At 59.3% G+C, this 21,408-nt stretch carries 24 protein-coding genes, 1 tRNA gene and 1 pseudogene; 11 read left to right on the forward strand and 15 right to left on the reverse strand.

Annotated elements, in window-relative coordinates; all coding sequences use genetic code 11:
• Positions 1-9: 9 nt before the first annotated feature.
• From HU755_RS13765 to HU755_RS13775, 3 genes are all read left to right on the forward strand, one after another.
• Positions 10-750 (forward strand): phosphoadenylyl-sulfate reductase, encoded by a 741-nt coding sequence (locus HU755_RS13765; RefSeq protein WP_186633439.1) that lies wholly within the window; start codon positions 10-12, stop codon positions 748-750.
• Positions 751-1,324: 574 nt separating this feature from the next.
• Positions 1,325-2,857, forward strand: coding sequence for an NCS1 family nucleobase:cation symporter-1 (locus tag HU755_RS13770; RefSeq protein WP_186633442.1), 1,533 nt, complete (start codon positions 1,325-1,327; stop codon positions 2,855-2,857).
• Between the two features lie 53 nt (positions 2,858-2,910).
• On the forward strand, positions 2,911-3,639 hold the full coding sequence (locus tag HU755_RS13775; protein WP_186551589.1) for an aspartate/glutamate racemase family protein: 729 nt from the start codon (positions 2,911-2,913) through the stop codon (positions 3,637-3,639).
• 106 nt (positions 3,640-3,745) lie between these two features.
• Here HU755_RS13775 and HU755_RS13780 read toward each other — a convergent pair whose 3' ends face one another.
• Complete coding sequence (locus HU755_RS13780; RefSeq protein ID WP_186633445.1) at positions 3,746-4,669, reverse strand: LysR family transcriptional regulator; 924 nt, start codon at positions 4,667-4,669, stop codon at positions 3,746-3,748.
• A 125-nt stretch (positions 4,670-4,794) separates the two neighbouring features.
• Here HU755_RS13780 and HU755_RS13785 point away from each other — a divergent pair, with 125 nt between their 5' ends.
• Positions 4,795-5,541 carry a 3-oxoacyl-ACP reductase family protein gene (locus HU755_RS13785; protein ID WP_186551591.1) on the forward strand — a complete coding sequence of 249 codons (747 nt, stop codon included), beginning with the start codon at positions 4,795-4,797 and terminating at the stop codon, positions 5,539-5,541.
• A gap of 71 nt (positions 5,542-5,612) precedes the next feature.
• On the opposite strand, the gene HU755_RS13790 is transcribed toward HU755_RS13785, so the two are convergent.
• From HU755_RS13790 to HU755_RS13810, 5 genes are all read right to left on the reverse strand, one after another.
• Positions 5,613-6,308: an HAD-IA family hydrolase gene (locus HU755_RS13790; RefSeq protein ID WP_186633448.1), complete on the reverse strand. Its 696-nt coding sequence runs from the start codon at positions 6,306-6,308 to the stop codon at positions 5,613-5,615.
• A gap of 174 nt (positions 6,309-6,482) precedes the next feature.
• Positions 6,483-6,650: a hypothetical protein gene (locus HU755_RS13795; RefSeq protein ID WP_186551593.1), complete on the reverse strand. Its 168-nt coding sequence runs from the start codon at positions 6,648-6,650 to the stop codon at positions 6,483-6,485.
• A gap of 124 nt (positions 6,651-6,774) precedes the next feature.
• Positions 6,775-7,197, reverse strand: coding sequence for a YMGG-like glycine zipper-containing protein (locus HU755_RS13800; protein ID WP_186551594.1), 423 nt, complete (start codon positions 7,195-7,197; stop codon positions 6,775-6,777).
• 135 nt (positions 7,198-7,332) lie between these two features.
• Positions 7,333-7,704 (reverse strand): bacteriocin, encoded by a 372-nt coding sequence (locus HU755_RS13805; RefSeq protein WP_186622613.1) that lies wholly within the window; start codon positions 7,702-7,704, stop codon positions 7,333-7,335.
• 329 nt (positions 7,705-8,033) lie between these two features.
• Positions 8,034-8,222, reverse strand: coding sequence for a hypothetical protein (locus tag HU755_RS13810; RefSeq protein ID WP_186551596.1), 189 nt, complete (start codon positions 8,220-8,222; stop codon positions 8,034-8,036).
• A gap of 242 nt (positions 8,223-8,464) precedes the next feature.
• Here HU755_RS13810 and HU755_RS13815 point away from each other — a divergent pair, with 242 nt between their 5' ends.
• Together HU755_RS13815 and HU755_RS13820 are read left to right on the forward strand one after the other, a co-directional pair.
• Positions 8,465-8,743 (forward strand): hypothetical protein, encoded by a 279-nt coding sequence (locus HU755_RS13815; RefSeq protein WP_186633451.1) that lies wholly within the window; start codon positions 8,465-8,467, stop codon positions 8,741-8,743.
• A 110-nt stretch (positions 8,744-8,853) separates the two neighbouring features.
• Complete coding sequence (locus HU755_RS13820; protein ID WP_186633453.1) at positions 8,854-9,204, forward strand: YceK/YidQ family lipoprotein; 351 nt, start codon at positions 8,854-8,856, stop codon at positions 9,202-9,204.
• Here the strand turns inward: HU755_RS13820 and HU755_RS13825 are convergent, their stop codons facing one another.
• The 4 genes from HU755_RS13825 to HU755_RS13840 all read right to left on the reverse strand — a co-directional run bounded on the left by HU755_RS13825 (position 9,205) and on the right by HU755_RS13840 (position 10,815).
• Positions 9,205-9,525 (reverse strand): YbjQ family protein, encoded by a 321-nt coding sequence (locus HU755_RS13825; RefSeq protein ID WP_186551599.1) that lies wholly within the window; start codon positions 9,523-9,525, stop codon positions 9,205-9,207.
• Positions 9,526-9,637: 112 nt separating this feature from the next.
• Positions 9,638-9,970, reverse strand: coding sequence for a toxin-antitoxin system HicB family antitoxin (locus HU755_RS13830; RefSeq protein ID WP_186633456.1), 333 nt, complete (start codon positions 9,968-9,970; stop codon positions 9,638-9,640).
• A complete protein-coding gene (locus HU755_RS13835) occupies positions 9,967-10,221 on the reverse strand; it encodes a type II toxin-antitoxin system HicA family toxin (protein ID WP_186633459.1) in 255 nt (84 codons plus the stop codon). Before HU755_RS13835 ends, HU755_RS13830 begins: the two co-directional genes overlap by 4 nt.
• 504 nt (positions 10,222-10,725) lie before the next feature.
• Positions 10,726-10,815 (reverse strand) — tRNA-Ser (locus tag HU755_RS13840).
• 296 nt (positions 10,816-11,111) lie between these two features.
• On the opposite strand from HU755_RS13840, the gene HU755_RS13845 reads away from it, so the two are divergent.
• From HU755_RS13845 to HU755_RS13855, 3 genes are all read left to right on the forward strand, one after another.
• Positions 11,112-11,801 (forward strand): crotonase/enoyl-CoA hydratase family protein, encoded by a 690-nt coding sequence (locus tag HU755_RS13845; RefSeq protein ID WP_186633462.1) that lies wholly within the window; start codon positions 11,112-11,114, stop codon positions 11,799-11,801.
• A gap of 215 nt (positions 11,802-12,016) precedes the next feature.
• On the forward strand, positions 12,017-12,739 hold the full coding sequence (locus HU755_RS13850; protein WP_186633465.1) for a 1-acyl-sn-glycerol-3-phosphate acyltransferase: 723 nt from the start codon (positions 12,017-12,019) through the stop codon (positions 12,737-12,739).
• A 133-nt stretch (positions 12,740-12,872) separates the two neighbouring features.
• Positions 12,873-13,844: a magnesium and cobalt transport protein CorA gene (locus tag HU755_RS13855; protein ID WP_186551602.1), complete on the forward strand. Its 972-nt coding sequence runs from the start codon at positions 12,873-12,875 to the stop codon at positions 13,842-13,844.
• Between the two features lie 90 nt (positions 13,845-13,934).
• Here HU755_RS13855 and HU755_RS13860 read toward each other — a convergent pair whose 3' ends face one another.
• The 3 genes from HU755_RS13860 to HU755_RS13870 all read right to left on the reverse strand — a co-directional run bounded on the left by HU755_RS13860 (position 13,935) and on the right by HU755_RS13870 (position 18,124).
• Positions 13,935-14,657, reverse strand: a complete 723-nt coding sequence (locus HU755_RS13860) for an amidotransferase (protein WP_186633468.1) — start codon at positions 14,655-14,657, stop codon at positions 13,935-13,937.
• Between the two features lie 92 nt (positions 14,658-14,749).
• Positions 14,750-16,894, reverse strand: a complete 2,145-nt coding sequence (locus HU755_RS13865; protein WP_186633471.1) for a 3-hydroxyacyl-CoA dehydrogenase NAD-binding domain-containing protein — start codon at positions 16,892-16,894, stop codon at positions 14,750-14,752.
• Between the two features lie 24 nt (positions 16,895-16,918).
• Complete coding sequence (locus HU755_RS13870) at positions 16,919-18,124, reverse strand: acetyl-CoA C-acetyltransferase (RefSeq protein WP_186633474.1); 1,206 nt, start codon at positions 18,122-18,124, stop codon at positions 16,919-16,921.
• A gap of 334 nt (positions 18,125-18,458) precedes the next feature.
• On the opposite strand from HU755_RS13870, the gene HU755_RS13875 reads away from it, so the two are divergent.
• Entirely contained in the window at positions 18,459-18,611 is a 153-nt protein-coding gene (locus tag HU755_RS13875) for a hypothetical protein (RefSeq protein WP_186551608.1), read from the forward strand.
• A 95-nt stretch (positions 18,612-18,706) separates the two neighbouring features.
• Positions 18,707-19,529, forward strand: a pseudogene (locus tag HU755_RS13880) (cytochrome c).
• Between the two features lie 118 nt (positions 19,530-19,647).
• Here HU755_RS13880 and HU755_RS13885 read toward each other — a convergent pair.
• Positions 19,648-20,451, reverse strand: coding sequence for a transglutaminase family protein (locus tag HU755_RS13885; protein WP_186622603.1), 804 nt, complete (start codon positions 20,449-20,451; stop codon positions 19,648-19,650).
• A complete protein-coding gene (locus HU755_RS13890) occupies positions 20,448-21,398 on the reverse strand; it encodes an alpha-E domain-containing protein (protein ID WP_007914063.1) in 951 nt (316 codons plus the stop codon). Before HU755_RS13890 ends, HU755_RS13885 begins: the two co-directional genes overlap by 4 nt.
• Between the last annotated feature and the right edge of the window lie 10 nt (positions 21,399-21,408).

A 21,408-nucleotide genomic window follows, 5' to 3' on the forward strand; every position in this document is an offset into this window, starting at 1 on the left:
GCCGCCCTGATGAGCCGAACGTTCGACGTCGTGGAACTCGCCACGACCTATGCCAATAAATCCGCCCAAGACATCCTCAAACTGGCGTTTGCCGAGTTCGGCGATGACCTGTGGATCTCTTTCAGCGGCGCCGAGGATGTGGTGCTGGTGGACATGGCCTGGAAGCTCAACAAAAACGTCAAAGTGTTCAGCCTCGACACCGGGCGTCTGCACCCGGAAACCTACCGGTTTATCGAGCAGGTACGCGAGCACTACAAGATCGACATCGAAATCGTCTCGCCGGACCACGCGAAACTGGAACCGTTCGTGAAGGAAAAAGGCCTTTTCAGTTTCTACCGCGACGGCCACGGCGAATGCTGCGGCATCCGCAAGATCGAACCGCTGCGGCGCAAACTGTCCGGCGTCAAAGCCTGGGCCACCGGCCAGCGCCGCGACCAGAGCCCGGGCACCCGTAGCGCTGTAGCCGTGCTGGAAATCGACACCGCGTTCTCGACGCCGGAACGCACCCTGTACAAGTTCAACCCACTGGCGCAGATGACCAGCGAAGAGATCTGGGGCTACATCCGTATGCTGGAATTGCCGTACAACAGCCTGCATGAGCGCGGCTTCATCAGCATCGGCTGCGAACCCTGCACCCGCCCGGTCCTGCCGAACCAGCATGAGCGCGAAGGCCGCTGGTGGTGGGAAGAAGCGACGCAGAAAGAGTGCGGGTTGCATGCTGGGAACATCATCAGCAAAAGCAAGGTCTAGTCCTCAGCCGCGCTGATTTCCCTGTGTAGGAGTGAGCCTGCTCGCGATAGCGCTGTGTCAGCTGAGATGGGTCTTGCTGATACACCGCTATCGCGAGCAGGCTCACTCCTACAGTAATCTCGAGCGACGCGAAGAATGTGTACACACAAATGTCACCATCGGTGCCATTTATGTGTGCACTTTTTGTTTTCGCGCCCTGAAAAGTTACACGCCTTTTAAATGATCCCCGCCCTCGCCTGCCCTCGAAATCTTTCCCCGAAAAAATTAACCTGTTCATTCGGTCAATTTTAATCGCCATTTTTTCAGCGACTTATCGCGACTCGATAACTTTTAGAAATGAGTACGGCTGCCCATAGATTCGCAACTGGCACAGATCTGGCTTTAATGCACACATGTTTTGTATACAAAACCGCAAAACATGCACACACTTTCGATCCGCACGCCTGAAGCGCCCTATCCCGTACAGGCTGCAGATGCCCCTAACCTGCGATGTTTCATTGCCGCGACGAAGATTTGTCGAGCCTGGCGGCTCATGCACAGTCATCGCGGCCCTGAGCATCAGGAGCCTGCCGGAATGCGTACAAGTCTTTCGAACAACATCGCGCTGAATCTGCCGCCCTCCACACTTGACCAACCGTTGCCCCATGACGGGGTGGACGAGCCGCTGAGCCCGCGCCTGCACAACAGCGACCTGGCGCCGACCAAGGCCGAAGGTCGACGCTGGGGCAAATACAGCATCTTTGCCCTGTGGACCAACGATGTGCACAACATCGCCAATTATTCGTTCGCCATCGGCCTGTATGCGCTGGGCCTGGGCGGCTGGCAGATTCTGCTGTCGTTGGGGATCGGCGCGGCGCTGGTGTACTTCTTCATGAACCTGTCCGGGTACATGGGCCAGAAGACCGGCGTGCCGTTTCCAGTGATCAGCCGCATCAGTTTCGGCATCCACGGCGCGCAGATTCCTGCACTGATCCGGGCGGTTATCGCCATCGCCTGGTTCGGCATTCAGACCTATCTGGCCTCGGTGGTGTTTCGTGTGTTGCTGACCGCCGTGCATCCCGGCTTCGCTGAATACGACCACAACTCGATCCTCGGTCTGTCGACATTGGGTTGGGTGTGCTTCGTGGCAATCTGGCTGGTGCAACTGGTCATCCTCGCCTACGGCATGGAAATGGTCCGCCGCTATGAAGCTTTTGCCGGCCCGGTGATTTTGCTGACGGTTGCCGCCCTTGCCGCGTGGATGTACTTCCAGGCCAACGCAACCATCGCCTGGTCGATCCGCGAACCGCTGACGGGCGGTGAGATGTGGCGCAACATCTTTGCCGGCGGCGCTTTATGGCTGGCGATCTACGGCACGCTGATCCTCAACTTCTGCGACTTCGCCCGCTCCTCGCCCTGCCGCAAAACCATCCAGGTGGGAAATTTCTGGGGTTTGCCGGTGAATATTCTGCTGTTTGCAGCGATTACCGTCGTGCTGTGCGGCGCGCAATTCCAGATCAATGGCCGCATCATCGAAAGTCCGACCGAGATCATCGCTTCGATTCCTAACACGTTTTTTCTGGTACTCGGTTGCCTGGCGTTCCTGATCGTCACCGTCGCGGTGAACATCATGGCCAACTTCGTCGCCCCGGCGTTCGTGCTCAGCAACCTGGCGCCGAGATACCTGACCTTCCGCCGCGCCGGGCTGATCAGCGCAACCATCGCCGTGTTGATCCTGCCGTGGAATCTCTACAACAGTCCGTTGGTGATCGTGTATTTCCTGTCCGGCCTGGGCGCTCTGCTCGGCCCGCTGTACGGGGTGATCATGGTTGACTACTGGCTGATCCGCAAAGGCCGGATCCATGTGCCACAGCTCTACAGCGAAGCGCCACACGGTGCTTATTACTACAGCCGCGGCGTCAATTTCCGCGCGGTGGCGGCGTTTATTCCTGCTGCGTTGATCGCCATCGTTCTGGCATTGGTGCCGGGCTTCCACAGCGTTTCGCCGTTTTCCTGGCTGATCGGCGCCGGAATCGCCGGCATGCTGTATCTGATCATTGCCAAACGTCAGCCGCACTACGCCGATGTCAGCGGCGAAGCCATCGCGGTCGATAACGTCTGCCATTAATTCCCTCGCGGCCCGGTTTCGGGCCGCAAAACTGCCCGCAATAAGGATTTTCCATGCGCATTCTCGTGGTCAACGTCAACACCACCGAATCCATCACCGATGCCATCGCCCGTTCGGCGCAGGCCGTCGCCTCACCCGGTACGGAAATCGTCGGCCTGACGCCACACTTCGGCGCCGAGTCGATCGAAGGCAATTTCGAAAGCTACCTGGCCGCCATCGCCGTGATGGATCGCGTGATGTCCTACGATCAGCCATTCGATGCCGTGATTCAGGCTGGCTACGGCGAACACGGCCGCGAAGGCCTGCAGGAATTGCTCAACGTGCCGGTGGTGGACATCACCGACGCCGCCGCCAGCACGGCAATGTTCCTCGGCCATGCCTATTCAGTGGTGACCACGCTGGACCGCACCGTGCCGCTGATCGAGGATCGTCTGAAACTCTCCGGCCTGTGGGATCGCTGTGCCTCGGTGCGGGCCAGCGGCCTGGCCGTGCTGGAGCTGGAACACGAGCCGCAGCGTGCGCTGGAGGCGATTGTGCACCAGGCCGAACTGGCGGTAACGCAGGACAAGGCAGAAGTGATTTGCCTGGGTTGCGGCGGCATGGCCGGGCTGGACGAGCAGATTCGTCGGCGCACCGGAGTGCCGGTGGTGGATGGCGTGACGGCGGCGGTGACGATTGCCGAAGCGCTGGTGCGCTTGAACTTGTCGACGTCCAAGGTGCGCACCTATGCGACGCCACGGCCGAAGAACATTGTTGGCTGGCCGGGGCGGTTTGCTCGATAGACCGTGTCATCGTTCATCGCGAGCAGGCTCACTCCTACAGGGGAACGCATTCCAAGTGTAGGAGTGAGCCTGCTCGCGATGGCCGCAACCAGTTCCCAAGCCTTGCTCAAACAGCACTAAACCGCCGCGCCAAGCCCTGCTCGGCAAACTGCTCGATAACGAAATCGACAAACGCGCGGGTCTTGCCCGGCAGGAGTTTGTGCTCGGCGTAATAGATCGAGATGTTGCCATCATCGACAAACCAGTCCGGCAACACCCGCTGCAACGTCCCCGCCTCCAGATACCCAACGGCGAACGGCATACTCACCAGAGCAATCCCCAAACCCTGCGCTGCCGTCGCGCAGGCGGCGTCGGAATCGCTCATGGTCATCCGCAGCTTTAACGTCAACGGGTTGTGCTGCTGATCGCGGTGGGTCAGTTGCCAGGAGCGTACGCGCCCGGTTTGCGGTGAGCGAATCAGAATCCCATCGTGCCGGGCGAGATCATCGGGATGGTTGATCGGCGCATGGCTGTGCAGATAATCCTTTGACGCCACCAGTACACGATGGGCCGCGGTCAGCCTGCGCGCCACCACACCCGGTGGCAGTTCGAAGCCGCCGCCAATGGCTGCGTCGAAGCCCTGCCCGATCAGATCGACCTGGCGATTATCGAAGTGCCAGTCCGGGTTGATCGCCGGGTAGCGACGCAAAAACTCACCGAGCAGCGGCACGATATACAAACGTCCGAACACCGTGCCCATGCTGACTTTTAACGACCCGGCAGGTTGCCCTTCGGCGCTGGCCAGATTGGCCACGGCATTCTGGATCGTAGTCAGGCTCGCGCTGACCTCCGTCAAAAAGCGCTGCCCGGCTTCGGTCAGTGTCAGGCTGCGGGTACTGCGCTGAAACAGTCGCACACCCAGTCGGGCTTCCAGCTTCGCCACGCTTTTGCCGACCGCGGCCGGCGTCAGGCTCAGGCGTCGCGCCGCTTCGGCAAAACTGCCGACTTCGGCACTGCGCACGAAGCATTCGATACTGCTGAAGGTTTCCATGAGCGCCACTATAAACTTCTGGTTTACACAGACTATAGCAATCAGGGTCTACACGGTTGTCGGTAACAGGTCGATACTCGGCTGCAACAACAGGGCGTCCCGCCTTGAACATTTGGAGATCGAAGATGACCACTCAAAACTTCAGCGGCAAAGTCGCTCTGATTCAAGGCGGTTCGCGCGGTATCGGCGCGGCCATCGTCAAACGCCTTGCTGCTGAAGGCGCCGCGGTAGCCTTCACCTACGTCAGCTCGGCTGCAAAAGCTGAAGAACTGCAAAACAGCATCACTGGCAATGGTGGCAAAGCCTTGGCGATCAAGGCCGACAGCGCCGATGCCGACGCCATCCGCCACGCCGTCAGCGCCACGGTCGAAGCGTTTGGCCGCCTGGATATTCTGGTCAACAACGCCGGCGTACTGGCCATCGCACCGCTGGAAGAGTTCAAACTGGAAGACTTCGATCAGACGCTGGCGATCAACGTGCGCAGCGTGTTCATCGCTTCGCAGGAAGCGGCGAAACACATGGGCGAAGGGTCGCGGATCATCAACATCGGCAGCACCAACGCCGACCGCATGCCATTCGGCGGTGGCGGCGTATATGCGATGAGCAAATCGGCACTGGTCGGTCTGACCAAGGGCCTGGCTCGCGATCTCGGCCCACGGGGCATCACCATCAACAATGTGCAGCCCGGCCCGGTCGACACCGACATGAACCCGGCACACGGTGACTTCGCCGAAAGCCTGATTCCCCTTATGGCCGTGGGCCGTTACGGCACCGCCGATGAAATTGCCAGTTTCGTGGCGTATCTGGCCGGGCCGGAGGCTGGTTACATCACTGGTGCCAGCCTGACCATCGACGGTGGTTTCGGCGCCTGATTACTTTTTAAACCGCAAAAAAAACGCCGCCCTTCGTGCTACGAAGGGCGGCGTTTTTTCCGTTGAGGGGGTCAAGCCCATTCCAGCGCCGGCAGGCCAAAAGCGCTGGGGGTGAAGGCTTTCAGCGAGCGAAGAATGCCGTCAGCGTGGGCGTATTTTTCATCGGCCATCGCCGCGTCGGGGATGGCGATCGCGGTCATGCCTGCCGCTTTTGCTGCGGTGACACCAAACGGCGAATCCTCAAATACCAGACAATCCCCGGGCGCAACACCCAGACGCCGGGCAGCGGTAAGGAAGATATCCGGCGCCGGTTTGGCCGCGCCGACTTCCGGATCGTCCGCCGTGACGATGAAATCGAACAGCGCAAACCAGTCGCGGTGCAAGGTGGTTTTCTGGCCGAACGACTGGCGTGACGAACTGGTGCCGACTGCGATCGGAATGTTGTGCGCCTTGAGGTGACGCACCAGCGCCTCGGCACCCGGCATTGCCTGAGCCTTTGGAAAACGCTCGCGCATCAGCGGCTCGCGGATCGTCAGGAATTCTTCCGGGGTGATTGGTAGCTCAAGCGCTTGAACCACGTAATTGGCCAGGTCGCTGGCACCGCGACCAATGATGTTCTGCTTGACGCTCCAGTCGAACGTTCGCCCGTAACGCCCGGCGATGATGGAGGTGACCTCGGTGTAAATGCCCTCCGTGTCCAGCAACAACCCGTCCATATCGAAAATCACGGCCTTGATCGGGCCGAACGCCTTCAGCGGTGCATTCATCATCGGATCCGTTATCAAAGACATCCCGGGCGGCATGCAAAGTGCCGCAACTCGGATCTGATTAATGGGTTCAGCAGCATAGCGAGGAGGATGGACCTAGGGCAACGGGCAATGCCCCTCTATCCGCGTTATCCGATCGGCAGAACTCAGCTAAACATTGCCACCGGAAAAGGCTTACTGTTCATCCTCGTCATCTTCATCCTCCTCGATCAACGGCACCGTCGCGTCATCCATCAGCGAACCCGGGTCTTCATTTCCCGGATCGTTGATCTTTTCCGGATCGTTGATAAACGGCACGCCGCTCGGGCCTTTTTCTTCCTTGCCTTCGGTTTCAGGAGTCATGGCAAACCTCTCGATCACGTGGGATGTATGACGTTCGAAAAGCCCTACTGCCAATCGTTCCTCAATCCGACGGCCAGACACGAAAAACCCGGCACCAGGCCGGGTTTCCGTTGATTCAATAACGTCAGTTCTTGTGTTTGTTTTTGTACTTATGCTTGTGCTTGTGTCCACCGGAGTGGGATCCGCCGTCGTCGTCACCCAGGTTGTTCCCGACCGCACCACCCGCAGCACCACCCAGGCCTGCGCCGATGGTCGAACCGGTAGAGCCACCGAGGCTGTTGCCGACGACCGAGCCGCCCGCGGCGCCGAGGCCGCCACCAATCGCGGCTTCCGTGCGATTGCGTTTATTCGCGCCAAGGGCACCGCCCGCCGCGCCGCCGACACCTGCGCCGACCGCCGCGCCCGTGCTTCCGCCGAGCTGTCCGCCAACCACATTACCCAGCGCACCACCGAGACCACCGCCTACGGCAGCAGTGCCGTCTCCGGCAGCCATCGCGCCCTGCGCCACGAACAAGCCGAAAAACAGTGCAGATAATGACAATCGCATATGAACCTCTCAGTTCCCGAATCGGGACAGTCCGCCCAAGCGGGGCGTATGTGAATTGGAGATGATTTATGAAGAAACGTTCACCCATGAAAAAGCCCGACATCGAGTCGGGCTTTTTCTGACAGAAAATCCGTCTCAGTGGCCCTTGTGGCCTTTGCCCAGATTGCTGCCCACCGCGCCGCCGGCTGCACCGCCCAGGCCCGCGCCAATGGTCGCGCCATTCTTGCCACCGAGGCTGTGGCCAATCACCGAGCCGCCGGCCGCGCCGACGCCACCACCGATGGCTGCCTTGGTGCGGCTGCCTTTGCGTGCAGCGACCGCGCTGCCCGCAGCGCCCGCGACACCGGCACCAATCGCAGCACCGGTGCTGCCGCCCATTTTCTGGCCGACGACATTACCCAGCGCGCCGCCCAGGCCGCCACCCAGCGCCGCGGTGCCATCGCCGGCGGCCATCGCACCTTGAGCAACCAGAAGGCCAAGAACCACAGCGGGCAGTGTTAAACGCATGACGAAAACCTCAAAAAAATGGGATGACAAAACGGGCCGGGATTTAATGCTCTCGACACACAAAAGTCCAGACGAAGTCGAAAGATCCGCGTGCACTTGGCGCCGGGTTGGACAGCGATTATGGAGAAGGTTTTATGCCAGGCAAAAAAAAGCCCGCTGGGGAGACGGGCTGGAGACTTGCTTTCTAACGGATGGCTTCACCCTACGTTGACCCACGTGAAAAGTTTGTGAAAAAAAACCCATATAAATGTCAACGGTTGCCAGGCGTTTCCACCCATAGGCTTGCGTCCATAAAAAACCCCGTTCAATGACGGGGTTACCGGGCGAAATCACTTTCCTTTCCTTGCCGTGACCTTGGGCAGAAACTTCGCTTTCGGCCCTTTCGGGGCTGTAGAGCGAATTTTTCCATTGCTCACCGGATCTTCGCCAAAACCCGACTGATACTCCGTCTGCCCGCAGCGCACGCAGTTGTTGAATGAAAACTCAGCGCCATCGTCTTCGATATACGGACCTGTCATAGCCTCTCCCCTCCGCAATGGGGCCGACACCGGCAAACCGCTTTGCCTGAAAAAATATCGACCTCCAAGGCTTTTGAGACTAGCCGGTCATTCCTGGACTTGTTGTTCATGCTGACTGATCCCGACGAATGGATGTGCCGCCATTCAACACGCACCCTTACAACCGCTGGTCTTTCTCCGCTAAAGATTTTCAGCAAATGGCCGCTGCCCTTTTTCCTACAAATGAATCTCAAGGAGAGAACATGCAAATCAACGGATTCCCCAACTTGCCAGTCGTCAAGCTCACGGATGAGCAGATCGCCGCTGGCAAAGCCGCCGCGGAAAAACTCAAGGACAAGATCGCCTCGGGTGAAATCACCATCAAGTACCCGGATAAACCGATTTTGCAGCCAGGCGTCATCTATCATCCGAGCGAACCCGCGCAACCGGCTCAATCTGGCGGCACGCCGACCCTCGTCGCTATCGATACACCGTTGACCTACGACTCCAGAGGCACGGTCATTCTCAAACCACAAGGCTGATCGTCGGCAATAAGCCCATCCTTTGAACGGATGGGCTTCGCCGCTTATGGCGAAGACATTCCCGAGTCAGCTAATCTGGCATCCTCGTCTCGCTGCCAAGGATTGCCAACATGATGCTAAAAACCGCTGCCTTGCTCTGCATGGCTCTCACGATCAGTGGATGCGGAACGATCAGCAGCGTTTTCCAGGAAGACTCCATCGCGGGCGAAGACCTGAAAAAGCGCCAGACCCACTGCGATTCGATTTCCCGGATCTACAGCGGTATCGGTTACGACTTCTGCACGCTGCACGCGCCTGAGTTACCGCAGAAAGGTTTCGCCGGTCGCCCCGCAGCGCCGCTGATTCTGCTTGATCTGGCAGTCTCCGGCCTGGCCGATACGCTGGTTCTGCCGTACACCGCCTATCAACAGGTGAAACACGGCAACATCGAAATCTATCAGGCGCAAACGACCGCCCGGTGATCAGCGCAACTTCACCGCCGTACCGGTCACAAACACCACCACCATGCCGCCCTTGCCCGCCGGCATGCTGATCTCGAAATCCACCCCGACCACTGCATCCGCCTGCAACGCGCGCGCGCGCTCCTTGAGTTCGTCGGTCGCCTGCACGCGCGCCTCCTTCAAGGCCCGTTCGAGCGTTTGCGACCGGCCACCAAAAAAGTCGCGCATGCCGGCGAACAGATCACGGATCACATTGACGCCTTGCACCGATTCGGCGCTGACAATGTCCAGATAGGCGGTGATCTCACGTCCTTCAACGGAGTGAGTGGTGGAGATGATCATGGAAGTCGTCCTTTTACAAAAATGTGAAGCCGATACAGCCGTATCGGAAAGCTCTCGCCGCTCTCCCGGAAAAAGCATTTATTCGACTCTGCGCTTGAAACTGGCTGATCCGCTACGCATGCGCCTCCCGATCAAGGACGTCCGCAACCCATTGATTAATACTCTTATGCGCTAGCTGTGCTTTTACGGCGACTGTTGCGTGAAGTGCCGGCGCCAAGCGCAGGCTGAGATTCCCCGAATAAGGTTTCTGTGGTGCGCGCCCCAGCTTTGCACAGGTTTCGAGGTAGTCAGTCACAGCATCCTGGAAGGCTTTGCGCAGCTCTGCGACTGACTCACCGTGGAATCCCACGACGTCTTTGATCCCGGCGATATGGCCGACAAAAAGGCCATCTTCATCACTGTAGTCAATTCGGGCGGCATAGCCGTTATAGTTCATTACATTCACGGAATGACTCCTGCTTGCTCAAGAAAAGCCCGTGCGTCACGCAGTTGATAGGGCTTTGCTTCTTTGTCCGGGTGGGGCCGGTGGAAGGTGGCGACCACACCGTTCAGTTCAAAACGCACCCTGGAGCCGTTGCCCTCGATCGTTTGGGCGCCTACTGCGCCAAAGAGGGACTCGATTCGAATCCATTCCAATGTATTTGGTACCGGCCTGGAAAAGATGGCTTTGAGCGTACTGAGCTGTTTGTTGTTCATGGTATTGAATCATGATACCGCAATGATTGGGTAACGCGGTCAAGCCGCAGTTACTAAAAGCTGGCCTTCGCACAAAAAACTGTCGCGGCTCTATCGAGCGGGCGGCTTTTTGCGGCCGAAGCCCTACTACCTGTCTGACACGGCAGTTAGAATAACGAGTGTCTCGGGACGGAGTTGTAGGCAGAATCTGCGAGCTACGTAAGGAAGTACGACTTCTGTGTCGTGAGCAGGCAAGCGCCTGCCAGCCCTCAATTTGGCGAATTTTTTGTCAGGACGCCGTTACAACTCAGCGACCAGGCTTCGCTGAGCTGACGGGAATACCGACGAGAAAAGAGCCAGCAGCATGAAATAGTCCCCGACCGAGCGAGCGACAAGCTGCACAACGATTTGCACTGCAAGCCCTCTCAGCATGTTTAGGGGCTTACATCGTATTTTTTCAAGACACCAAAAACCACAAACCCCCGACTTTCTCGAGGAAAATCAGGGGTTTGTGTTTACTGAATGTGGCGGTGAAGGAGAGATTCGAACTCTCGATACAGTTTCCTGTATACACACTTTCCAGGCGTGCTCCTTAAGCCACTCGGACACTTCACCGTATCTCTGCAAACATGTTCTGTCTGTCGAGGCGCGCTAATGTAGTCGAAAGCTTTTCCGATGGCAAACTTTTTTTCAGAATTTTCATGCGCTTAAGAGAATACCCGGAGGGTCGCCACCGAGGGCCATGGCAAACCGGCCATTCTTCGGTGAGCGCTGCGCCGCTATTGATGAGTGCAATGGCGCGCCACGCCGGCTCAGCCGGAAAAAGGGTGACCGCAGGGTCAGTCACGGCGCTTTACCTGACTGGCGGCGGTGGGTAACGTCTGCCCATCTTTCTTACAAGGAATGGCGTCATGAGTGAGTTGATTTCCTACCACCTCGAAGACGGTATCGCGACCCTGACCCTGAACAACGGTAAGGTCAATGCCATCTCCCCGGACGTGATTGCGGCGTTCAACGCGGCGCTGGATCAGGCGGTGACGGATCGCGCCGTGGTGATCATCACCGGTCAGCCCGGTATTTTATCTGGCGGCTACGATCTCAAGGTGATGACCGCCGGCCCTAAGGAAGCGGTATCGCTAGTGACCGCCGGTTCGACCTTGGCACGTCGTCTGTTGTCTCACCCATTCCCGGTGATTGTGGCCTGCCCTGGTCACGCCGTGGCCAAAGGCGCGTTTATTCTGCTGTCCGCTGACTACCGCATTGGCGTCGAAGGTCCGTTCAGCATCGGTCTGAACGAAGTGCAGATCGGCATGACCATGCACCACGCCGGCATCGAGCTGGCGCGTGATCGTCTGCGTCGCTCGGCCTTCCATCGCGCGGTGATCAATGGTGAGATGTTCGATCCGCACAGCGCGGTAGATGCCGGCTTCCTCGATAAGGTGGTGTCGGCCGAGGAACTGCAAGGCGCCGCCCTCGCCGCGGCTCGTCAGTTGAAAAAAATCAACATGACAGCGCACAAAAACACCAAGCTGAAAGTGCGCAAGGCGCTGCTGGACACGCTGGATAATGCGATCATCCTCGACCAGGAGCATCTGGGTTAAGCCTGTTGCCCATGCGCAGAAGAAAAGCCCGACCGTCGTCTCGGGCTTTTTCTTGCCCGCCGGGTTAAAAGGCAGCGACAGCTCTAGGACAGGTCTGCCCTTCATTTAGAAACATGCGCTTAAACATCGGCCATCTCCGGAGTCTATAGCGGCAATTGCCGAAAACAGTGCACATCCGTACACTGCGCCACCTTTTGTCCCGGTGGGGCCTGAAAATGCTGTTCGTGTTTCGTATGTTATTGATGGGCCTGCACTTTGTTCTGGCTGGAGTGCTAGGAGTGATCCTCGGCGTGTGCCGCCCGTTCAATCCTGACAACAGTCGACTCTGCGCTCGCCTCTACGCGCTTCCGGCGATGTGCATTTTGCGTCTGCGGGTGAAATCCGACGTCGGTGGTTTGCTGGACAAACCCGACAGCTGCGTGATCATCGCCAATCATCAATCCAACTACGATCTGTTTGTGTTCGGCAACGTGGTGCCGCGGCGCACCGTGTGCATCGGCAAAAAGAGCCTGAAGTGGGTGCCGCTGTTCGGGCAGTTGTTCTGGCTGGCGGGCAATGTATTGATCGACCGCGGCAATGCGCACAAGGCGCGGCAGTCGATGCTCACCACCACCCATACCCTGCAAAACGAAGAGACTTCCATTTGGGTATTCCCGGAAGGGACGCGTAACCTCGGCGAGGAGCTGCTGCCATTCAAGAAAGGCGCGTTCCAGATGGCGATCGCCGCCGGTGTGCCGATCGTTCCGGTGTGCGTCAGCAGCTACATCAAACACATGCGCCTGAATCGCTGGCGCAGCGGCGACGTTCTCATACGTTCGCTGCCGGCGATTCCTACAGTCGGATTGACCATGGATGACATGCCGATGCTGATAGAGCGTTGCCGCGAACAGATGCGCGAATGCATCGAATCGATGGATCGCCAACTGCAAGCCGCCTGAAAACCAAACCCGCCCTGTGCGGGTTTTCTTTTGCCCACTGAACTGTACAGATTTCACTGACTCTCAAGCAGCGACACGGCTAAGCTGAAGCCTTGTATTCCTGTCACCTGCCAAGAAGAAGTGAATCACCACCATGGGTCGAGTTGTTGCTGCTGCGGTCTACAGCGCGGGAAAGAAAGTCACCAATATCACGCTGGACGAAGGCGCTGCCTGGGCCGCCAAACCCGGCCACTTCGTCTGGATCGGTCTGGAAGAGCCGGACGCCCAGGAACTGTTCAACCTGCAACGTCAGTTCAATCTGCATGAACTGGCCATCGAAGATGCGCTGGAGAAACACAGCCGGCCAAAGCTGGAAACCTTTGGCGACGCTTTGTTTATCGTTACCTACTCGCCCGTTCGTGAAAACGGCGTTTTGCAGTTCATCGAAACGCATATCTTCGCCGGTAAGGGCTACATCATTACCGCACGCAACGGCCACTCTGCCTCATACGCGCAAGTCCGCCAACGTTGTGAGGCACGTCCGTTGCTGCTGGAGCATGGGGAAGATTTCGTGCTCTATGCGCTGCTCGATTTCGTCATCGAGAACTATCAGCCCGTGGGCGAAGCCATTCATGCCGAGATTGATGAACTGGAGCGCAACGTACTGTGCAGCGCGCTCAACGAGCGTGACATTCAAAAGCTCCATGGCCTGCGCCGCGATGTCGTGCGCCTGCGCCGGTACGCAGCGCCGATGGTAGAGATTGGCGAAGAACTGCAGAAACTCAGCTTCCCGTTCATCGACAAGAACATGCGCCCCTATTTCCGCGACGTGCAGATCCATGTGACGCGGCAGATGGAGGACCTCAGTACGCTGGCCGACATCGCCAGCCAGACCATCGAGATTGGCGTGTTGCTCGAGGCCTCACGGCAAAGCGTGGTGCAGCGCAAGTTCGCGGCGTGGGCGGCGATTCTGGCGTTTCCCACGGCGGTGGCGGGGATTTACGGGATGAACTTCGAGAACATGCCGGAGCTGACCTGGCATTACGGCTATTTCGGCGTGCTGGGGTTTATTGCGGTGGGCTGTGTGAGTCTTTGGGCGAGTTTCAAGCGGTCTGGATGGTTGTAGCAGTGACCGCGTTGCCTGGGCGATTCGCGAGCAGGCTCGCTCCCACAGAGGATCAATGTAGGAGCGAGCCTGCTCGCGAAGCTTTTGGTCTCAAACCGTTTCTGGCTTGTGCGCCACAAACCGCATCATCCATTCCGCAACCGTAGCGCCATGATGCTCCTGCTCCAGGCTGGCGACGCCCTTGCTATAGATCTGCGCACCCAGCGCTTCCTGACGCAAATCCAGCAGCGCCCGCGAATAGTCATGAATGAATTCCGGGTGCCCCTGGAAACACAGCACCTGATCGTTGATGTGATACGCGGCGAACGGGCAGAAGTCACTGGACGCAATCACCGTGGCGTTCTCCGGCAGCGCCGTGACTTGGTCCTGATGGCTGATCAGCAGCGTCAACTCTTCACGCACCGGACTCATCCAAGGCGCCTTGGCTGCGAGTTTGTAGTTGTGGGTACCGACGCCCCAGCCCTGCGTCGCACGTTCGCTCTTGCCACCGAGCAGCAGCGCCAGCAACTGATGGCCGAAGCACACACCGAGCAGTTTGTCGCCACGCTCGTAACGCGCCAGCAGGTATTGCTTGAGGGTCTGAATCCACGGATCCGTGCCGAATGAATCGGCCTTGCTGCCGGTGACCAGGTACGCGTCGAAGCTCAGGTCGTCGCTCGGGTAGTGGCCCTGCATCACGTTGTAGACGGTGAACTCGGCGGCAATCGGTTGCTGCGAGAACAGGCGCTGAAACATCTGCCCGTAACCCTGATATTGGTCGACCAGTTCCGGACGCAGGATGTCGGTTTCGAGTATGCAGATGCGTAGCGACATAAAAAATACCTGACACGTGATGGGAATAATGAACACCTCAGAGCCTGCCCTGAAACACCCTGGCAAGGCAAGCCCCGCAGTGCCCTTGGCCCCTAGAACATCTCACCGTTGGCGGCTTTATCCAGCAGCAGTGCCGGCGGTGCGAAACGTTCGCCGTATTGCTCCGTCAGATACTGCGCCCGGGCAACAAAGTCCTTCACCCCGTATTGGTTGATGAATTGCAGCGCGCCCCCCGTCCATGCGGCGAAACCGATGCCGAAGATCGAGCCGACGTTGGCATCGGCCGTCGAGGTCAGCACACCCTCCTCGACGCAGCGCACGGTTTCGATGGCTTGAATAAACAGCAAACGATCACGCACATCCTGTGGCGAGATCTGCCCGTCGGCCTTCTCGAAACGGCTTTTCAGCTCGGGCCACAAATGCTTCTGAGCGCCGACCGGGTAATCATAAAAGCCAGCGCCCGCCGCCTTGCCGGGCCGTTTGTATTCGTTGAGCAGCAAGTCAATCACGGCAAACGCCGGGTGCTCAATCAGCGGTTTCCCTTCAGCCTGCAGGTCTTTGGCCGTCTGCGTGCGGATGTGGCTCATCAAGCTGAGGGAAACTTCGTCGGAGATGGCCAGCGGGCCTACCGGCATCCCGGCCTTGCGTGCTTCGGTCTCGATCATCGGCGCGCTGACGCCTTCGCCGAGCATGGCGATGCCTTCATTAGTGAACGTGCCAAACACTCGCGAGGTGAAGAAGCCGCGGCTGTCGTTGACCACGATCGGGGTCTTCCTGATTTGCAGGACGAAATCAAAACCGCGCGCCAGGGTGGCGTCGCTGGTTTGCGCGCCCTTGATGATTTCCACCAGCGGCATTTTTTCCACCGGGCTGAAGAAATGCAGGCCGATGAACTTGCTTGGATCCGGCACAGCGCGCGCCAGACCAGTGATCGGCAACGTCGAGGTGTTGGACGCAATCACCGCCTCGCCACCAACGACTTTTTGCGCCGCCGCCGAGACCGTCGCTTTCAGTTCGCGGTCTTCGAACACCGCCTCGATGACCAGATCGCACCCGGCCAGATCGGCATCGTCCTCAGTGGTGTGGATCCGCGCCAGCACCTCATCACGCTGCGCAATCGTCATCTGCCCCCGTGCAACCTTCTTGTCCAGCAGTGCCGCTGAATGCGCCTTGCCTTTATCGGCCGCAGCGAGGTTGATGTCCTTGAGCACCACGTTGATACCGGCCGAGGCGCTGACAAAAGCGATCCCCGCGCCCATCATGCCGGCGCCCAGCACGCCGACCTTTTGCGTTTTATGTGGCGCGAAGCCCTGTGGTCGCGAACCGCCGGCATTGATTTCATTGAGCTGAAACCAGAATGTGCCGATCAGGTTTTTCGCGATCTGCCCGGTGGTCAGCTCAGTGAAATAGCGGGTTTCGATCAGATGCGCTGTGTCGAAATCCACCTGCGCGCCCTCCACCGCCGCACACAGGATCTTCTCCGGTGCCGGCAGCGTGCCTTGGGTTTTCGCGCGCAGGATCGACGGTGCGATTGCCAGCATTTGCGCAACTTTCGGGTTGGACGGTGTGCCGCCGGGGATTTGATAACCCTTGACGTCCCAACGCTGCACGGCCGCTGGGTTGGCGACGATCCAGGCACGGGCCTTGACCAGCAAGTCGTCGCGATCTGACGCCAGCGCGTCGATCAAACCCGCCTGCAAAGCCTGCTGCGGGCGGATTTTCTTGCCTTCGAGCAAGTACGGCAGCGCTTTCTCGATGCCGAGCAGGCGCACCATGCGCACCACGCCGCCACCGCCCGGCAGCAGGCCGAGGGTCACTTCCGGCAGGCCAAGTTGCACCGAAGCATCGTCCAGCGCCACGCGGTGATGACAAGCCAGACAGATTTCCCAACCGCCCCCCAGTGCCGCGCCATTAATAGCAGCGACCACCGGCTTGCCCAGTGTTTCCAGCGTGCGCAGTTGGCCTTTGAGGGCGAGCACCATGTCGTAGAACGCTTTGGCCTGCGGCTTGCCGACCTTGATCAGTTCGTTGAGGTCGCCGCCGGCAAAGAAGGTTTTCTTTGCCGAGGTGATGATGACTCCGGCCAGGCTGTCTTTTTCTGTGAGCAGACGGGCAACGCTGGCCGCCATGGCCTCGCGGTACACGGCGTTCATGGTGTTGGCGCTCTGGCCCGGCAGGTCGATGGTCAGCACGACGATACCGTCCTGGCCTTTTTCGTAACGAATGGCTTCGCTCATAGCAGGATTCCTTGAATGCGGGGCTCAGAGGCGTTCGATGATGGTGGCAATGCCCATGCCACCGCCGACGCACAGGGTCGCCAGGCCATAGCGCAGGCGTCGGGTCTCCAACTCGTCGAGCAGAGTGCCGAGGATGGCGCAACCGGTGGCGCCCAGCGGGTGGCCCATGGCGATGGAGCCGCCATTGACGTTGACCTTGTCCGGGTCGACGGCCATGTCCTTGATGAACTTCAGCACGACCGAGGCAAACGCTTCGTTGACCTCGAACAGGTCAATGTCTTCCACCCGCAGCCCGGCCTTGGCCAACGCTTTGCGGGTGGCCGGCGCCGGGCCGGTGAGCATGATCGTCGGATCAGTGCTGGTGACTGCCGTAGCGACAATCCGCGCCCGGGGTTGCAGACCCAGCGCGCGGCCCTTGGCTTCGGAGCCGATCAGCATCAGCGCGGCGCCGTCAACGATGCCAGAGCTGTTGCCGGGGGTGTGCACGTGGTTGATCCGCTCGACATGGCTGTAGACCCGCAGCGCCGTGGCATCGAAGCCCATCTGGCCGATCATTTCAAAACTCGGCTTGAGTTTGCCTAAGCCCTCCAGCGTGCAATCGGCACGAATGAATTCATCATGATCGAGCAGGATGATGCCGTTCTGATCCTGCACTGGCACCAGCGACTTGCTGAACGCACCGCCGGCCCGGGACCGCGCGGCTTTCTGTTGCGAATGCAGGGCGTAGGCATCGACGTCCTGGCGGCTGAAGCCTTCAAGGGTAGCGATCAGGTCGGCGCCAACGCCTTGCGGGGTGAAATGGCTGTGCAGGTTGGTCTGCGGGTCCAGCGCCCAGGCGCCGCCATCGCTGCCCATCGGCACCCGCGACATCGACTCGACGCCGCCAACCACCACCAGGTCTTCGAAACCGGAACGCACTTTCATCGCGCCGAGGTTGACCGCTTCCAGCCCCGAGGCGCAGAAACGGTTGATTTGCACGCCCGCCACGCTGACGTCCCAATCGGCCACCTGCACGGCGGTCTTGGCGATGTCCGAGCCCTGATCGCCGATCGGCGTCACGCAGCCGAGTACCACGTCATCGACCTGGCTGGTGTCCAGTGAGGTGCGCAGTTGCAGCGCGGTCAGCAATCCGGCCACCAGGTTCACTGGTTTGACACTGTGCAAGGCGCCGTCGACCTTGCCTTTGCCCCGGGGCGTGCGTAATGCGTCGAATATCAAAGCTTGGGTCATGACGTCCTCGAACCTGTGCGGTGATGATGGCGGGTCCGTCACTCTTGGCCGCAGCGCGTCAGGATTCAATGACCACAGCGCTCAATGCGCTTGACGTACACGCTCAGACGGACGGTCATCGACGATCAGGTGAACCGGTTCAGGTCGCCGAGTTGTCTAGCCAGCGGGCGTTACAGAAGCTGGCAATACGCCTCATAGCTTTTTAATCGCATTTTCCGAGACCTCCATGTGAAATGGATCTAAGCCACGGCGCGCACCGGCCCTAAGGTGAACATGTACGTCATCGTTGTCGGGTTTTGCCGAGACGGTCGTCCCTCAACAGGAAGTGCAACGCATGCCGTCATGGATATGCAGGCAGGCATCAGGAAATAACAATAAAGGCGGTCAAGCCATGTTCAAACAACCGAAAGTTCGTCAAGCAGGGCTCATTCTTTTTGCCACGACGCTGTTGTTGATTTTGCCGAATCTGACCAAGGTCATCGGCTGACTCAAGCGCCAGGCGCTGACTATCGCCACAGAAAATGTGACTGGCCCGCTACCCGGGCCAGCGTGGCTGTGCCAACCTTTGTGCACTTTCACGACATGGACGGCGATCATTTTGAAAACCCTCATTGCGTTCGGGGTCTTGCTGCTCAGCATGCCCTTGTCTGCCGCACAGCTGGAGTTGCAGCTTGGCGCGAACAGCCGCACCTGGCAGACCGAGGAGCTGCTCAAGCTCCCCCAAATACGCACGCTCACGGTCAAGAACGATGTCTCTTATAAAAAAGACATGACCTACCGTGCGGTGCCCATGGCTGCATTGCTGACCGGGATCAAGCCCGAAGATCACCTGCAAGCGGTGGCGCTGGACGGGTTTGCTGCCGAACTGGCGGCGGCGCCGCTGCTCGACACCACAGGCGCGCGAGCCTGGCTGGCCATTGAAGATCCCGCTCAGCCGTGGCCGCCGCTGGGCGCGGGCAAACACGGCGCCGGGCCGTTCTATCTGGTGTGGACGGATCCGCAGGTGGGCAATATCAGCCCCGAGCAGTGGCCGTTTCAAGTCGCCAGCATCAAGCTGATGGCCCCGGTGGCCCAGCGCTTCCCTGCCCTGCTCCCCGATCCCGCGCTGAAGGCCGATGATCCGGTAAACATGGGTTTTGCGCTGTTTCAGAAAAACTGCCTGGCCTGTCATCGTTTGAACGGTGCCGGGGATGCGCAATTCGGCCCGGATCTGAATATTCCGTACAACCCGACCGAGTATTTCGGTGCAAACTTTTTGAAGCGTTACATTCGTGATCCGCAGAGCTTGCGTCAGTGGCCGCAGGCGAAGATGCCCGGGTTTTCGGTGGAGGCGTTGCCGGACGCTGATCTGGAAATGTTGATCAGCTATCTCAAGCACATGGCCGGGCGCAAAGCCAAGCCCTGACACCGATCCCCTTGTAGGAGTGAGCCTGCTCGCGATAGCGGTGGGTCAGTCACAACGGTATCGCCTGATATGCCGCTATCGCGAGCAGGCTCACTCCTACAGGGGATGGTGCGAATCCCTACTGCTGCTGGACGGAAATGACCGGCGTCGGCGAGACAAACACCTTCGCATGCATCTGCTCGCAGCCGCCACCCCGGCGCATGCCGCGTACCGGGCAGGCATCCAGGTAATCCAGGCCCACCGCCAGTTTCAAATGACGCTCAGGCCGCGCCAGTTGATTGGTCACGTCGAAGCTGTACCAGGCGTCATCCAACCATGCTTCTGCCCAGGCGTGACTGGCCAGATGTTCGCAGTCCTCGCTGTACAGATAGCCCGACACATAACGCGATGGCACGCCGAGGCTGCGGGCGCAGGCCAGAAACGCGTGGGTGTGATCCTGACAGACCCCGGCCCGCCCGGCGAAGGCTTCGGCGGCGCTGGTGTCAACTTCGGTCGAACCCGGCGTGTAGCTCATGTGCTGATTCAGACCGTGCATCAGATCGATCAGGGCCGTGCGGTCACGGCGCTGCTTGCAGGCGTGCTCGGCAAACGCGCGAAGGGCTTCATCGGCTTCGGTCAAACGAGTGAAGCGCAGGAACGGCAACGCCGACTGGCTTTCATGCTCGGCTTCGCGCAGCTCGTCGATATCGACTTGGCCGCGAGCGCCGATAATGATCGCTTCGTGGGGCTCGTCCATGGTCAGCACATGCAGGATGTTGCCGAACGGATCGAGCTGCGCACGCACCGGACGCGGCAGGTCGAGCTGCCAACTGAGGACGTGCTGACGCTCGCTGTCGTGAGGCGTCAGGCGCAGATACTGGATGCTCGCCCGCACCTGATCTTCGTAGTGATAGGTGGTCTCGTGGCTAATGGAAAGTCTCATGCAGCCTCCAGGTAGGAACTGTGAATGGCGTTGCCCAACTGGCGCACCAGCGGGATGAATTCGGTCAGCCAGGCGTGCAGGCCTTCCTCGAGGATTTCGTTGATGCCGGTATAGCGCAGGCGTGCGTCCATTTCGGCAGCCAGACGTTGGGCCGGACGACCGTTGGCGCCGGGCAATTGCGCAAGAATCTGGTCGATTTCTTCGGTGCAGGCGCGCAGTGACCGCGGCACATCGGCGCGCAACAGCAACAGCTCGGCGACATGTCGGGCGCCGGGGGCATCACGGTAAATTTCCGTGTAGGCCTCGAATGACGACAGGGCCCGTAACAGCGCACTCCACTGGTAATACGCGTGGGCCGTACCGTCACTGACCGCCTCGGCCTGATCGCCGGCCATTTCATAACGAGCATCGAGCAGGCGCAGTGTGTTGTCCGCGCGTTCGATAAACGTGCCGAGTCGAATGAAGCGAAAGGCATCGTTGCGCATGATCGTGCCGTAGGAGGCGCCGCGAAACAGGTGCGAACGCTCCTTGATCCATTCGCAGAAACGGCTCATGCCATAGCGGCTGAGGCCTTGTTCGGCGATCCCGCGAATCTCCAGCCAGGTGGCGTTGATGTTCTCCCACATGTCCGCGGTGATACGCCCGCGCACCGCATGGGCGCTGGCTCGCGCCGCCCCCAGGCAACTGTAGATGCTCGCCGGGTTGGCGGCATCGAGGGCGAAAAAATGCAGCAAGCGTTCGGCATGCAATGCGCCGTGGCGTTCCAGATAATCGTCCAGCGTGCCGGTGATGAGTAGCGGCATGGCGAGTTCGTGCAGACCGTCGCCGCGACCGTCTTGCGGCATCAGCGACAGCGAATAGCTGATGTCGAGCATCCGCGCGAGGTTTTCCGCTCGCTCCAGATAACGCGACATCCAGTACAGATCCGAGGCAGTTCTACTTAACATGGCAAGCTTC

This window comes from Pseudomonas sp. SWRI111 (genome assembly GCF_014268555.1).
Taxonomy (GTDB): Bacteria; Pseudomonadota; Gammaproteobacteria; order Pseudomonadales; family Pseudomonadaceae; genus Aquipseudomonas; species Aquipseudomonas hamedanensis.